This window comes from Rummeliibacillus pycnus, from assembly GCF_002884495.1.
Classification (GTDB): domain Bacteria; phylum Bacillota; class Bacilli; order Bacillales_A; family Planococcaceae; genus Rummeliibacillus; species Rummeliibacillus pycnus.
This window is the reverse complement of the sequence record NZ_KZ614145.1, coordinates 2,093,865-2,108,700: the sequence shown is the minus strand read 5'-3', so window position 1 is coordinate 2,108,700 and position 14,836 is coordinate 2,093,865. Positions and strand designations below refer to the sequence as shown.

At 35.5% G+C, this 14,836-nt stretch carries 11 protein-coding genes; 10 read left to right on the top strand and 1 reads right to left on the bottom strand.

Features of this window, described 5'->3' with window-relative positions:
* The first annotated feature begins 91 nt into the window (after positions 1-91).
* From pdhA to qoxD, 9 genes are all read left to right on the top strand, one after another.
* Complete coding sequence (pdhA, locus tag CEF14_RS10470) at positions 92-1,207, top strand: pyruvate dehydrogenase (acetyl-transferring) E1 component subunit alpha (RefSeq protein ID WP_102692809.1); 1,116 nt, start codon at positions 92-94, stop codon at positions 1,205-1,207.
* Positions 1,208-1,210: 3 nt separating this feature from the next.
* Entirely contained in the window at positions 1,211-2,188 is a 978-nt protein-coding gene (locus CEF14_RS10465) for an alpha-ketoacid dehydrogenase subunit beta (RefSeq protein ID WP_102692808.1), read from the top strand.
* Positions 2,189-2,218: 30 nt separating this feature from the next.
* Complete coding sequence (locus CEF14_RS10460; RefSeq protein WP_102692807.1) at positions 2,219-3,553, top strand: dihydrolipoamide acetyltransferase family protein; 1,335 nt, start codon at positions 2,219-2,221, stop codon at positions 3,551-3,553.
* Between the two features lie 5 nt (positions 3,554-3,558).
* Entirely contained in the window at positions 3,559-4,974 is a 1,416-nt protein-coding gene (gene lpdA, locus CEF14_RS10455; protein ID WP_102692806.1) for a dihydrolipoyl dehydrogenase, read from the top strand.
* A gap of 303 nt (positions 4,975-5,277) precedes the next feature.
* Positions 5,278-6,060 (top strand): SDR family NAD(P)-dependent oxidoreductase, encoded by a 783-nt coding sequence (locus tag CEF14_RS10450; protein WP_102692805.1) that lies wholly within the window; start codon positions 5,278-5,280, stop codon positions 6,058-6,060.
* Positions 6,061-6,736: 676 nt separating this feature from the next.
* Positions 6,737-7,654 (top strand): cytochrome aa3 quinol oxidase subunit II, encoded by a 918-nt coding sequence (gene qoxA, locus CEF14_RS10445; protein WP_102692804.1) that lies wholly within the window; start codon positions 6,737-6,739, stop codon positions 7,652-7,654.
* Between the two features lie 57 nt (positions 7,655-7,711).
* A complete protein-coding gene (gene qoxB, locus CEF14_RS10440) occupies positions 7,712-9,655 on the top strand; it encodes a cytochrome aa3 quinol oxidase subunit I (protein ID WP_102692803.1) in 1,944 nt (647 codons plus the stop codon).
* The gene (gene qoxC / locus CEF14_RS10435; RefSeq protein WP_102692802.1) at positions 9,655-10,254 is read left to right on the top strand and encodes a cytochrome aa3 quinol oxidase subunit III; all 600 of its coding nucleotides are present in this window, start codon (positions 9,655-9,657) and stop codon (positions 10,252-10,254) included. Before qoxB ends, qoxC begins: the two co-directional genes overlap by 1 nt.
* A gap of 2 nt (positions 10,255-10,256) precedes the next feature.
* Positions 10,257-10,544, top strand: coding sequence for a cytochrome aa3 quinol oxidase subunit IV (qoxD, locus tag CEF14_RS10430; RefSeq protein ID WP_102692801.1), 288 nt, complete (start codon positions 10,257-10,259; stop codon positions 10,542-10,544).
* Between the two features lie 44 nt (positions 10,545-10,588).
* Here the strand turns inward: qoxD and CEF14_RS10425 are convergent, their stop codons facing one another.
* The gene (locus CEF14_RS10425; RefSeq protein ID WP_102692800.1) at positions 10,589-11,425 is read right to left on the bottom strand and encodes a TetR/AcrR family transcriptional regulator; all 837 of its coding nucleotides are present in this window, start codon (positions 11,423-11,425) and stop codon (positions 10,589-10,591) included.
* Positions 11,426-11,532: 107 nt separating this feature from the next.
* Here CEF14_RS10425 and CEF14_RS10420 point away from each other — a divergent pair, with 107 nt between their 5' ends.
* A complete protein-coding gene (locus CEF14_RS10420) occupies positions 11,533-14,688 on the top strand; it encodes an efflux RND transporter permease subunit (RefSeq protein ID WP_102692799.1) in 3,156 nt (1,051 codons plus the stop codon).
* The last annotated feature ends 148 nt before the right edge of the window (positions 14,689-14,836 follow it).

Here is a 14,836-nt window from a genome sequence, read left to right as displayed (position 1 = left end):
AAATATTATTCAGTATACTATTAATTAATAGTTGTTGTATTAATAATTTTATATTAAAATTATAGTACAGAAATGAAGGAGATGTGATAACATGGCTTCTAAACAAGCTCAACAATTCGATCCGGTAGCTAATCTGCACGAAATCGAAGAGAAATTTGAAATGTTCCAGATTTTAAACGAAGAAGGGGAAATCGTAAACAAGGAGGCAGACCCACAGTTATCAGACGAAGAATTAGTCGAATTAATGAGTCGTATGGTCTTTACACGTATTTTAGATCAACGTTCCATTTCATTAAATCGTCAAGGTCGTCTGGGATTCTATGCTCCTACTGCTGGTCAAGAAGCTTCCCAAATTGCTTCGCATTATGCTCTTGAAAAAGAAGATTATATACTACCTGGTTACCGTGATGTGCCACAAATCGTGTGGCATGGTCTTCCGCTTTGGAAAGCATTCCTATGGTCTCGTGGACATTTTGTAGGTGGACAAATTCCTGAAGATGTGAATGTACTATCACCACAAATTATTATTGGTGCTCAATACGTTCAAACTGCAGGTGTTGCTTTAGGTATTCAAAAACGTGGTAAAAAAGCTGTAGCCGTAACATATACAGGTGATGGTGGTTCATCACAAGGTGATTTCTATGAAGGAATTAACTTTGCTGGTGCCTTCAAATCACCAGCAATTTTCATTGTACAAAATAACCAATATGCAATTTCGACACCTCGTGAATTGCAAACAGCTGCCTCAACAATTGCACAAAAAGGTATTGCAGCAGGTATTCCAAGTATCCAAGTAGATGGTATGGATCCATTAGCCGTTTATGTAGCAACTCGAGATGCTCGTAAACGTGCTATTGCAGGCGAAGGACCATCCTTAATCGAAACTGTATGTTACCGTTATGGTCCGCATACGATGGCTGGTGATGATCCAACACGTTACCGTACTTCAGAAACAGATTCTAAATGGGAAAAGAAAGACCCAATTGTTCGTTACCGTAAATTCCTTGTAGCGAAAGGTTTATGGAGTGAAGAAAAAGAAGCAGAAGTAATCGCAAAAGCAAAAGAAGAGATTAAAGCTGCCATCAAGAAAGCGGATGAAACGCCAAAACAAAAAGTTACAGATTTGATCCGTAATATGAATGATGGTGACTTACCTTATAACTTACAAGAACAATTTGAAATTTATACAGAGAAGGAGTCGAAGTAACCGATGGCACAAATGACAATGATTCAAGCAATTACAGACGCACTTCGTTGCGAATTAAAAAATGACGAAAACGTGCTAGTATTCGGTGAAGACGTAGGGGTTAACGGAGGGGTTTTCCGTGCTACTGAAGGTCTTCAAAAAGAATTTGGTGAGGATCGTGTATTTGATACACCTCTTGCTGAATCTGGTATCGGTGGCCTTTCAATTGGTCTTGCTCTTCAAGGATTCCGCCCTGTTCCTGAAATTCAATTTTTTGGGTTTATATATGAAGTAATGGATTCGATTTGTGGACAATTAGCACGTATGCGCTATCGTTCTGGAGGTAGTCTTGGAGCGCCTGTTACAATCCGCTCACCATTTGGCGGTGGTGTACATACACCTGAAATGCACTCAGATAGTTTAGAAGGTTTAGTAGCATCACAACCAGGTTTAAAAGTAGTTGTTCCATCAACTCCTTATGATGCAAAAGGTCTTTTAATTTCATCTATTCGTGATAACGATCCCGTCGTATTTTTAGAACATTTAAAGCTTTATCGTTCATTCCGCGAAGAAGTACCAGAAGAATCTTACACAATTCCTCTTGGTAAAGCAGATGTAAAACGTGAAGGGAAAGATCTTTCTATTTTTGCTTACGGTGCAATGGTTCATGAATCATTAAAAGCAGCTGAAGCATTAGAGAAAGAAAACTATTCAGTAGAAGTAGTAGATTTACGTACGATCCAACCTTTAGATATCGAAACAATCATTGCATCTGTAGAAAAAACAGGACGTGCAATCGTTGTACAAGAAGCTCAAAAACAAGCAGGTATAGCTGCAAATGTTGTAAGTGAAATTACAGAACGTGCTATTTTAAGCCTAGAAGCACCCGTTCTACGAGTAACAGCACCAGATACTGTCTACCCATTCCCACAAGCAGAAGCAGTATGGTTACCAAACTCAAAAGATATAGTTGCTACAGCTAAAAAGGTTCTAGAGTTCTAATTTAACTAACACAAAGGAGAGGTGACTGAAATGGCTTATAAATTCCGCTTACCTGACATTGGAGAAGGAATCCATGAAGGAGAAATCGTAAAATGGTTCGTTAAACCAGGCGATAAAATCGAAGAAGATACAGTATTAGCAGAAGTACAAAACGATAAAGCAGTTGTTGAAATTCCATCTCCAGTTGAAGGCACTATCGAAAAGGTACTTGTAGAAGAAGGGACGTTAACAACTGTAGGTACAGTTCTTCTAGAAATTGACGCTCCTGGATACGAAGATCTTGAACTTCACGGTCATAAAGATGAGGAAGAAGATACATCTGAAACAGAATCACAAGTTCAAGCAACAGCTGAAGATGGTAAAAAAGTTGAAAAAGAACCTGTAAAAGCCGATGTACCTTCAGAGCAAAAATCAGAAACTACTTCAGCTTCAACATCACGAGTAATTGCTATGCCTTCTGTACGTAAGTTCGCTCGCGATAACGGAGTTGATATTTCAAAAGTTGCAGGTACTGGCAAAAATGGTCGTGTCTTAAAAGAGGATATTGAGGCATTTAAAAATGGAGAGGCACAATCTGCTATTGTTGCAAACGAAACTGCAAATGTATCAGAAGAAGCACCAACAAAAGAAGTTGTCACAACAACTGTTGAGCTTGAAGGTGAATTCCCAGAAACTCGTGAAAAAATGTCTGGTATCCGTCGTGCAATTGCTAAAGCAATGGTTCATTCTAAGCAAACAGCTCCACATGTTACATTAATGGATGAAGTAGATGTTACAGAATTAGTTGCACATCGCAAAAAGTTCAAAGAAATTGCTGCTGAAAAAGGTATAAAATTAACATACTTACCTTATGTCGTAAAAGCATTAGTAAGTACTTTGCGTGATTTCCCAGAATTAAATCGTTCATTTGAAGACGAAACACAAGAAATTATTCAAAAACATTATTATAATATTGGTATTGCTGCTGATACTGAAAAAGGGCTTCTTGTTCCAGTTATTAAACACGCAGATCGTAAATCTGTCTTTGCGGTATCAGATGAAATAAACCAATTAGCAACAAAAGCTCGTGAAGGTAAGTTAGCACCAAATGAAATGAAAGGTGCATCTTGCTCTATTACAAATATCGGCTCAGCAGGTGGGCAATGGTTTACTCCAGTAATTAACCATCCTGAAGTAGCTATTTTAGGGATTGGTCGAATTTCAGAAAAACCTGTAATAAAAAATGGTGAAATTGTAGCCGCACCTGTGTTAGCATTATCATTGAGCTTTGATCATAGAATGATCGATGGTGCGACCGCTCAACATGCGTTAAATAATATTAAACGTTTGTTAAGTGAGCCGGAATTATTATTAATGGAGGCGTAATAAAAATGGTAGTAGGAGATTTTCCAATCGAAACAGATACAATTGTCATAGGTGCTGGTCCTGGTGGATATGTAGCCGCAATCCGTGCAGCACAAACTGGACAAAAAGTTACAGTTATTGAACGTGAAAACGTAGGTGGCGTATGCTTAAACGTTGGTTGTATTCCATCAAAAGCTTTAATTTCTGTTGGTCACCGCTTTGAACAAGCTAAACATTCAGAAGATATGGGTGTAATTGTTCCAGAAGTGAAAATAGATTTCAAAAAAGCTCAAGAATTCAAAGATTCTGTCGTTAAAAAATTAACTGGCGGTGTTGCTGGATTATTAAAAGGTAATAATATTGAAGTCGTAAAAGGTGAAGCTTATTTCAATGATGCGAACACATTACGCGTAATCACTGAAAAATCTGCTCAAACTTACACATTTAAAAATGCGATTATCGCAACAGGCTCTCGTCCAGTTGAAATTCCAACATTCAAATTTTCAAAACGTGTGTTGAATTCAACAGGTGCACTTTCATTACAAGAAGTACCTGAAAAACTTGTTGTCATTGGTGGCGGTTACATCGGTACTGAATTAGGTTCAGCTTATGCAAACCTTGGTTCTCAAGTAACAATCTTAGAAGGTGGCAAAGATATCCTTGCTGGCTTTGAAAAACAAATGACTGCAATTGTTAAAAAAGGTCTTAAGAAAAAAGGTGTTACAATTGAAACAGGCGCTTTAGCACAAGGTGTTGAAGAAACTGAATCAGGTGTAACTGTAAAATATGAAGTAAATGGCGAAGCAAAAACTGTAGATGCAGATTACGTATTAGTAACTGTAGGTCGTCGTCCAAATACAGATGAAATGGGCTTACAAGAAATCGGTATCGAGTTTGCTGAACGTGGATTATTAAAAGTTGACAAACAGTGTCGTACAAATATTCCAAACATCTATGCAATCGGTGATATCGTTGCTGGTCCACAACTTGCACATAAAGCATCTTATGAAGGTAAAGTTGCTGCAGAAGCAATTGCAGGAGAAAAATCAATTGTTGATTATCTAGCTATTCCAGCAGTTTGCTTCACAGATCCTGAAATGGCTACTGTAGGTCTTTCAGAAGATCAAGCAAAAGAAGAAGGCTTTGAAGTTGCAACTGGAAAATTCCCATTTGCAGCAAATGGTCGTGCTTTAGCATTAAACGAAACAGAAGGTTTCGTAAAACTTGTTGCTCGTAAAGAAGATGGCTTACTAATTGGTGGTCAAATCATCGGTGTTGGTGCATCTGATATGATCGCTGAGTTAGGCCTAGCAATCGAAGCAGGTATGACACTTGAAGATGTAGCAATGACAATTCATGCTCACCCAACTTTAGGTGAAATTACTATGGAAACTGCCGAAGTAGCTCTAGGTAACCCAATTCACATTATTGCTAAAAAATAATTAAAAACCAAAAACCCTCTTAAGATACATGATGGTATCTTAAGAGGGTTTTTTTATGGAGTATTTTAAAAGTATTAATGAAGTTATCGAAAAAGGGCCTCTCAGACTGTAGACACCTTGAGTTTATATACAGTCTTTTTTACTTTAACCAATTTGTCCTTGATATGGTAAAGTAAAATAAAACATTAAATAGGTTAGAAATATTGGGGAATTTGAACATGAAAGTTAATTGTGATTTCTTTCATGTGTTTTTTGAAGAAAATAACCTTTTTTACTATATGAATACTAGGGGAGGAATAGAAAATGGAGTTAGGCTTAAAAGGGAAAGTTGCAGTAGTAACAGGTGCTAGCAAAGGAATTGGGCTTGCAACCTCGATAAAATTAGCATCAGAAGGAGCAGAGGTAGTGATTTGCGCAAGAACAGCTTCTGCACTTGATGAAGCAGCTGAACGAATATTACATGAAACAGGTAAAAAAGTGTTAACTGTTGTAGCTGATGTAACCAAAGAAGAAGACTGCTATAATGTCATTACAAAAACTGTGGAGAAATTTGGCAAATTAAATATTTTGGTTAATAATGCCGGCACTTCAGCAGCTAATTCCTTCTTAGATGTGGATTCTGATTTTTGGAAAAGTGATTTAGACTTAAAGTTATTTGGGGCAATTTATACATCTAAGGCAGCGTTGCAATATATGGAGCAAGCAGGTGGAGGTGCAATTGTCAATGTTACAGCAGTACTTGGTAAAACACCATCAGCATCTTCACTGCCAACAACGGTTAGCCGTGCAGCAGGAATGGCATTAACAAATGCTATGAGTAAAGATGTTGGGCATATGAATGTAAGAGTGAATACAGTTTGCATAGGATTAATTCGAAGTGCACAGATTGAACGTAAATGGCAAGAAGAAGCTCCTGGATTGACATGGGACGAATATTCAAGGAAAATCGGTAAATCTATTCCTCTAGGGCGTATAGGAGATACAGATGAAGCTGCTAATGTAATTACATTCTTAGTTTCTGATGCAGCATCTTATGTAAGTGGTACAGCTGTAAATATTGATGGAGGATCAGCACCATCTCTATAAAATATTATGGGATATTGGTGGTTTTTAACCAAACTGAAAGTCTCCTCTGTAAAGGGACAAAAAGGATGAGGAATCCGAAAATCTTGAAAAATTCTATTATATTTGATTGAAATATAACATGCGCTTATATTTAGTAAAATTAAAAAGTAATTTAGAACTAAAATCATCTTTAATGCGCTTTATATTAGAGATGATTTTTTATTTTTTTAGAAATGTAAACGTATACATATGAAAAATAACAAAATAATAACTATTTAATAGAAAATAATTGTTTTTTGTAGGATTTTTTATAATTCAATAGAATCATTCTTTAAAATGTGTACACATTTTATACAAATTATGTCCACAAAACGTTCAAAATAAGTTAAATTTCTTGTCCAAATCGTTTTTTTTTATTTTTTTATTAAGCATATAGAGTTATAATTTCAGATGAATCCTGCGGGAGATTGAAAATTCTCAGTAGAAAGAGGGTGCGTAAACTTGGGTGCCTGTTTTCACTGTATAGAATGTGAGAATAGTTATCTATTGTCCGTTCGTATGAAAGTAGCTATTAAACCATTGAGTGAATTTCATATGCTCACATATCTATCACTGTAGTAATCTTCAATCAGAAAGCTAATTCAATAGATTTTAAAAAGACAGTTATTATAATTGTTTTTTGAGAAGGGAGTACATTATGAAGAAAAAAGTGCTTATCATGCCTGCCTTAATGGCGTTCATGACAATGATATTATCTGGATGTCAACCATTGATGGTATTCGATACAAAAGGTCCTAATGCGAAGACACTATCAAATACAATCATCTTATCTATAATTGTGATGGCTTTTATCTTATTGGTTGTATATGTGTTGTTTGTCTTCATGTTGTCAAAATATCGTGCATCCAAACAACCTTCTGGTTATGAACCGCCACATGAAGAGGGTAGTACAAAATTAGAAGTTACATGGACTGTTATTCCAATTATTATCGTAACAGTTTTATCAATTGTAACTATATTTACAACATCAAAAGTTGAACATCAACAAACTGGTTATGAAAACAAAAAACCACTTGTTATTTATGCTTCATCATCAGACTGGAAATGGCATTTTAGTTATCCAGAGCAAGGAATTGAAACCGTTAACTATGTGAATATACCAACAGATCGACCAATCGAATTTAGATTGTACTCATTTGGACCAATTACAAGTTTTTGGATTCCTCAATTAGCCGGTCAAAAATATGCGATGAGTGATATGGTAACGAAAATTCATTTAGCAGCTGACCAAGAAGGTTCATATATGGGTCGAAATTCAAACTTTAACGGTAAAGAATTCGCTCAAATGGAATTTGAAACTCAAGCAATGTCTCAAGCAGATTTTGATAAATGGGCAAAAGAAGTAAAAGCAAATGAACCAAAATTAACTGAAGCAAAATTCAAGAAATTATTAAAAACATCTGTTGTAGGACGCGAAAGTTTCTCTTCAACACACTTATCATTTAGTCCAGCTCCAGAAATGGACATGAGCAAACATAGTGGCGAATCAAACAAAAAAGATTCACACAATATGGACAACATGGATGGTATGGAAGGCATGGATATGTCTAAATAACTTAGGTATCGCTTCAATTTTTATTATTAGAAATGAGGCAAGAAAGGAGTTACAAACATGAGCATGGATGAATTATTCGCTCCGATGAAGGAGCCGATGATTTTAGGTGCAGCAATTAGTATTGTAGTTGGCGCTGTTGCCATTGTTGCAGGTTTAACCTACTTCAAAAAGTGGGGATGGCTTTACAAAAACTGGCTTACTACTGTTGACCATAAAAAAATTGGTGTCATGTATATCTTAGTAGCATTGGTTATGCTATTTAGAGGTGGTATAGATGCATTATTAATGCGTGCACAAACAGCTGTTCCAGAAAACGGATTGCTTAATGCAGAACATTACAATGAAATCTTCACTACACATGGCTTAATTATGATTATCTTCATGGCAATGCCATTTATCATTGGTTTGATGAACGTCGTTGTACCACTTCAAATTGGTGCACGAGATGTGGCATTCCCAAGATTAAATGCACTTAGCTTCTGGCTATTTGCAGTAGGTGCAGGTTTATTAAATATTTCATTTATTATTGGGGGATCACCAAACGCAGGTTGGTCAGCATATTTCCCATTAGCAAGTACTGAATTTAGCCCTGGCGTAGGTAATAACTATTATGCTTGGTCTTTACAAATTTCAGGTCTTGGTACTTTAATGACTGGTATCAACTTCATTACTACAATTATGAAAATGCGTGCACCAGGTATGAAATTAATGAAAATGCCAATGTTCACTTGGTCAGCATTGATCACAAATGTTATTATTACATTTGCATTCCCAGTATTAACTGTAGCACTTGCAATGATGACTTTAGACCGTCAATTTGGTACTAAATTCTTTGCAATGCAAGATGGCGGTATGGATATGCTTTGGGCTAACTTATTCTGGGTTTGGGGACATCCTGAAGTTTATATCGTTATCTTACCAGCATTCGGTATTTTTAGTGAGGTCATTTCAACATTCTCACGTAAAAACTTATTTGGTTATAAATCAATGGTAATGAGTATGGTTGTTATTTCATTACTATCATTCATGGTATGGGTTCACCACTTCTATACTATGGGACATGGTGTAATGGTTAATGGTATTTTCTCTATTACAACAATGCTTATAGCTGTTCCAACTGGTGTTAAAATATTTAACTGGTTGTTAACAATGCGTCACGGTAAAATTACATTCACAACACCAATGCTTTGGGCATTAGCATTTGTTCCAATCTTCACAATTGGTGGGGTTACAGGTGTAATGCTTGCAATGGCAAGTGCTGACTATCAATATCACAATACATTGTTCTTGGTAGCTCACTTCCACTATGTATTAATCCCAGGTACAGTATTTGGGGTATTAGCAGGTTATCATTTCTGGTGGCCAAAAATCTTTGGCTTCCGTTTAAATGAAAAATTAGGAAAATCAGCATTCTGGTTTATTGTAGTAGGTTTTAATGTAGCCTTCTTCCCACTATTCATTTTAGGTTTAGATGGTTATGCACGTCGTATGTACACATACTCAGCTGATACAGGCTATGGTCCATTAAGTATGGTATCGTTCATCGGTGCTCTTGCAATGGCAGTAGGCTTTGCCTTAATTTGCTACAATATTTACTACAGTTTCCGTCATAGTCCACGTGAAACAACAGGTGACCCATGGGATGCACGTTCTCTTGAATGGGCAACTCAAAGTCCAGTTCCAGAGTACAATTTCGCGATTGTACCAAAAATCAATCAATTAGATGAATTCTGGTATGCGAAAAAAGAAGGCAGAGATATTACTGCGGGTAAATACGAACGTATCCATATGCCAAATAACAGTGGTGCTCCATTGTGGATGTCTGGCGTAATGTTCCTATTCTCATTATTCTTTGTCTTTAGTGAATGGACTTTAGTAATTGTATTTGCAATTGCAACATTAGGTTTTATGGCTTATCGTTCATTTGAAAATGATGAAGGTCATTATATTGAAGTGGCTGAAATCGAAGCAACTGAACGTCGATTGAGAGGTGAAAAATAATGTCAAAAGTAAATAAATCACTTCCATTAGAATACAGTACAGAAGAAAATGATTTGAAAATCTTTGGTTTCTGGGTTTTCCTTGGTGCCGAGATCATCCTATTTGCGACATTATTTAGTGTGTATTTCACATTAGTTGATCGCACAGGTTCAGGCCCAATTGGGAAAGAATTATTTGAATTACCACCAGTATTGGTAGAAACATTTGCTTTATTAACTAGTAGTTTCTTAATTGGTTTAGGTGTTCATGCTATGCGTCTAGGACGTACTAAAGCAATGATGGTATTCTACATCTTAACATTATTACTAGGTGCAGTTTTCCTTGGCGTCGAAATTAATGAGTTTCTAACTTATATCCATGATGGTGCTACAATTCAAACAAGTGCCTTCTTATCTAGTTTGATGACTTTACTTGGTACTCACGGTGCCCACGTAACATTTGGTCTATTATGGGGATCAAGTATCTTAATCCAAGTTAAAAAACGTGGATTAAATGCTAAAACAGCAAATAAAGCGTTTATCTTCTCACTATATTGGCACTTCCTTGATGTAGTTTGGATCTTTATCTTCAGCTTTGTTTACTTGAAAGGAGTGTTGTAATCATGAAAGAACTATTTCCAAAAGAGCATGTAATGGGCTTTGTAGGTTCTCTTGTTTTAACACTCTTAGCATTGACTGTTGTGATGTTTAAAGGTATGTCAAGCGGTATTGCTATGACAATTCTACTTGTAACAGCTATTGCACAAGCAATTGTACAGTTAGTATTGTTCATGCATATCGGTGAAACAGAAGATAAAAAATCTTTATATATTACAATTCTTTACTCAGTAGTTGTTGGTGTAATCACTGTATTCGGTACATTGCTTGCAATGGTTTGGGGTTACATGTAGAACTAACAAAAAGCAGCACAACAATATTGTTGTGCTGCTCTTTTTTATATTTCATTACTATATTGCTTTACTAAAACAGCTAACCATCTTAGATGATTACTTGAAGTTAAATTTGAGGACATTCCTAATAATAATGCTTTACGTGGCCGCTCTTTTTGTAACTCATCAAGCAGTAGTTTGAATGTGTCAGTTATGAAGGAATTGTCAGCATAATTATCTTTGCAATTTTCAATTTCAACAATAATATCTTCCTTTTGAGTATGCATACAATTTCGTGGATTTTTTTCATACATTTCTTTAGTGATTAAAGGTTGTGCGTCTATCTCTACAAGAGTATCAATACGTTTTACTAAAAGTTTACTCAATTCGTAATAATCAATCGTTTGTTTTTGCATGACAATAAATTCTGCGTAACCTTTCATCATTCCTCGTATACATATAAGTAAATCATATTGGCTATCGTTTATTTTAGAATCATACACTTCTCTCAAAATCGTCAAAGTCATATGATCAGCCACTCGAAAATGATCGTGAATTTTTTCTATGACGTCTTTATCAACAATGTAGATTAGCTCTCGCACATGAGTGGAGATAAAGCTTGAGTTTTCTTCAAATAACTGAAATGATAACATAAAATATTGCGTTAGTTTTTCTCTTGGCTCAAGTTGTAAATTCAGAAGTCTTTGATATTTTGCTGTCATATCACGAAGAATATATTCAAAAATTGCAATTAAAAGCTCCTCTTTCGACTTAAATGAAAGATAAAAAGCTCCCTTTGATATGCCACATGCGTTTGTAATATCTTGTATAGAAGTAGATGCTATTGTACGTTCTGATAAGATTTCTATAGATTTTTCAATAATTAGATCACGTTTAGACATATTTTCACTCTTTCTACAATTCTACCTATACTATAGTTTGACTTTTGACTGTCCAGTCATTATTATATTGAATTGTGACCAGTAAGTCAAAAAAGGAAGGTGTATCAATGAACTCGCTTATAAAATTTGTCTTGAAAAATAAATTGGCTGTTTGGCTATTAACAATTATTGTCGCTGTTGCCGGTGTATATTCAGGACTAAAAATGAAGTTAGAAACAATTCCTGATATTACAGTTCCAGTTGCAACAATAACCACTGTTTATCCAGGGGCAACACCTCAACAAGTAGCTGATGATATTTCAATCCCTTATGAAAAAGCAGTGAACCATTTAAAGGGTGTTTCAGCTGTCTATTCAAACTCCTATCAAAATGCTTCAAGTCTACAAATAGAGTTTAAGTATGGCACTGACATGAAAGAAGCAGTCAGCAATATTAAAGAAGCATTAGATAAAGTAGAACTTCCAGAAAATGCACAAAAGCCAACAGTAGATCGCGTCAATATTAATGCATTTCCAGTTGTCGCTTTAAGTGTTGCAAATAAGAATCAGTCTATTGCTGATTTAACAAAGACTACGGAAAACTATTTCGTACCTAAATTAGAGAGTATTGATGGTGTTTCTTCTGTAACTGTATCAGGACAACAAGTAGACAAGGTTGAACTGACATATAATCAAAAGAAATTAACTAAATACGGTTTAACAGAAGATACGATAAAACAATATGTAAAAGCAATGGACACCAAAGTACCATTAGGTATATTCCAATTTAAAAATAAAGAACAATCAGTTGTTGTTGATGGTAAAATGACAACTATAAAAGATTTGAAAAATTTAGAAATTCCTGTCACAATGCAAAGCCCAGCAGCCAATTCAGCAGCCGCTAAAGCACAAGCACAAGCTGCACAAGCATCTCAAGGCGCTCCGGGAAATTTAGCAGCACAGCAAATGACACAAGCAAAACCATTTGTTAAATTGGGTGAGTTGGCTTCCATCAAAGTAGTTGGTGAAGTTGAATCAGTATCTCGTACAAATGGTCAACCTGCTATCTCTGTACAAGTTGTAAAATCACAGGATGCTAATACTGTTGACGTCGTAAATGATGTGAAAAAGCAAGCTGATAAGTTTGAAAAAGACAACAGTGGTTCCAATATTGAAGTGACACTTGATCAAGGTAAACCTATTGAAGACTCAGTTCAAACAATGCTTGATAAGGCTTTATTTGGTGCTATTTTTGCAGTAATTATTATTTTACTATTCTTGCGTAATATTCGTTCAACTATTATTTCAGTGGTATCAATTCCAATGTCATTGTTGATTGCAGTAACTGTATTAAAACAAATGGATATTTCATTAAATATGATGACATTAGGAGCTATGACTGTAGCGATTGGTCGAGTAATCGATGACTCAATTGTTGTTATCGAAAATATTTACCGTCGAATATATCTTGAGGGCGAAAAATTACATGGTCGTGCATTAATCCGTGAAGCTACAATTGAAATGTTCAAACCTATTTTATCTTCTACAGTTGTAACAATCGCTGTATTCTTACCTTTAGGTTTAGTTGGTGGAATGGTCGGAGAATTATTCTTACCATTTGGCTTAACAATGGCATTTTCATTAATTGCATCGTTAATTGTGGCTGTTACAATTGTTCCAGTAATGGCTCATACACTATTTAAAAAAGAGTTATATGGTAAAAAACAAGCGAAAAAAGAAGAACACGGTAAATTAGCTAAGGGTTACAAACGTATCCTTTCATGGGTGTTAGATCATAAATTAGTTACATCTATTGGTTCTATTGTGGTTCTTGTGGCAAGTTTATTCTTAGCACCTGTAGTCGGCTTCAGTTTCTTGCCTGATGATGAACAAAAAATGGTGTACTTAACATATACCCCTGAACCTGGTGAAACTCGTGATAAGGTAATTGATGATGTAGAAGTCGCTGAAAAGATGATCATGAATAAAAAAGATGTTAAGACTGTTCAATCAACTGTTGGTGGCTCAAATCCAATGATGCCAGGTGCATCCAATGGAGCATTAGTATATGTTATTTATAAAACAGACACTAAAAACTTTGCTGATGAAAAAGAAAAAATAGTTAAAGAAGTAAAAGACCTTAATTTAAAAGGTACTTGGAAAAGTCAATCATTTTCATCTACAGGCTCAAACAATGAAATTTCATATTCTGTTTATGGCAACACTGTAGACGATATCAAACCAGTAATCAAAGATATCGAAAAAATTATGAAAGACCAAGAGAATTTAAAAGATGTTAAATCATCATTAGCAGAAAATTATACAGAAAAAACGTTAGTAATTAACCAAGACAAAGCAAAAGTTTTAGGTTTAACAACTGGACAAATTGCGATGGCGATTAATCCAAATACACAAACAGAAGTTTTAACAACTGTCACAAAAGACGGTAAAGAACTCGATGTAAATGTTCATAAGGAAGCAGCCTCTCCTGATACATTCCAAAAAGTTTTAAATGAGGAAATCGATACTCCAATAGGCAAGAAGGTAAAAGTTTCTGATGTTGTAAAAGTTAAAGAGGGGATAACTTCAGCAGAGATTAACCGCAGTAAAGGAAAAATTTATGCTAATGTTACTGCTACTGTAACCTCAAAAGATATAACAAAAGCATCTTCTGCTGTTAAAAAAGAGATTGATAAATTAGACCTACCTAACAATGTGGAAGTCAATACTGGCGGTGTAGCACAAGATATGAACGAAGCCTTTACTCAACTAGGCTTAGCGATTGCTGCTGCTATTGCAATTGTATACTTTACTTTAGTTGTTACATTTGGTGAAGGTTTAGCTCCTTTTGCTATCTTATTCTCTTTACCATTTACAGTGATTGGTGCATTAGTTGCACTGTGGATTTCTGGGGAAACAATCAGTGTATCATCCATGATCGGCTTATTAATGCTAATAGGAATCGTTGTAACAAATGCTATTGTATTGGTTGACCGTATTATCCATATGGAACATGCAGGTAAAACAATGCGTGAAGCAATTCTTGAAGCAGGTGCAACACGTTTACGCCCAATCCTAATGACAGCTATTGCAACGATCGGTGCATTAATTCCATTGGCAATGGGTGCAGAAGGTGGAGGCCTGATTTCAAAAGGTGTGGGTGTGACTGTTATTGGTGGTTTAATCAGTTCGACAATTTTAACATTGTTAATTGTTCCATTGGTATATGAATTAATTTCAAAAATCTTGAAAAAAGATCGTGCACACGAAAACAAAGAAGATTAATCAGAATTTTACTAGGTACTTGGCTAGCTTATGTAGAATATTCTATATAAGCTAGTTTTTTTATGAAGTAAAACAGAGTTAAAAAAGAGATGGCTTAATTGGGATAGTGTTTTGAAGGGGAAAGGATGCATCTATTTATACATGACAA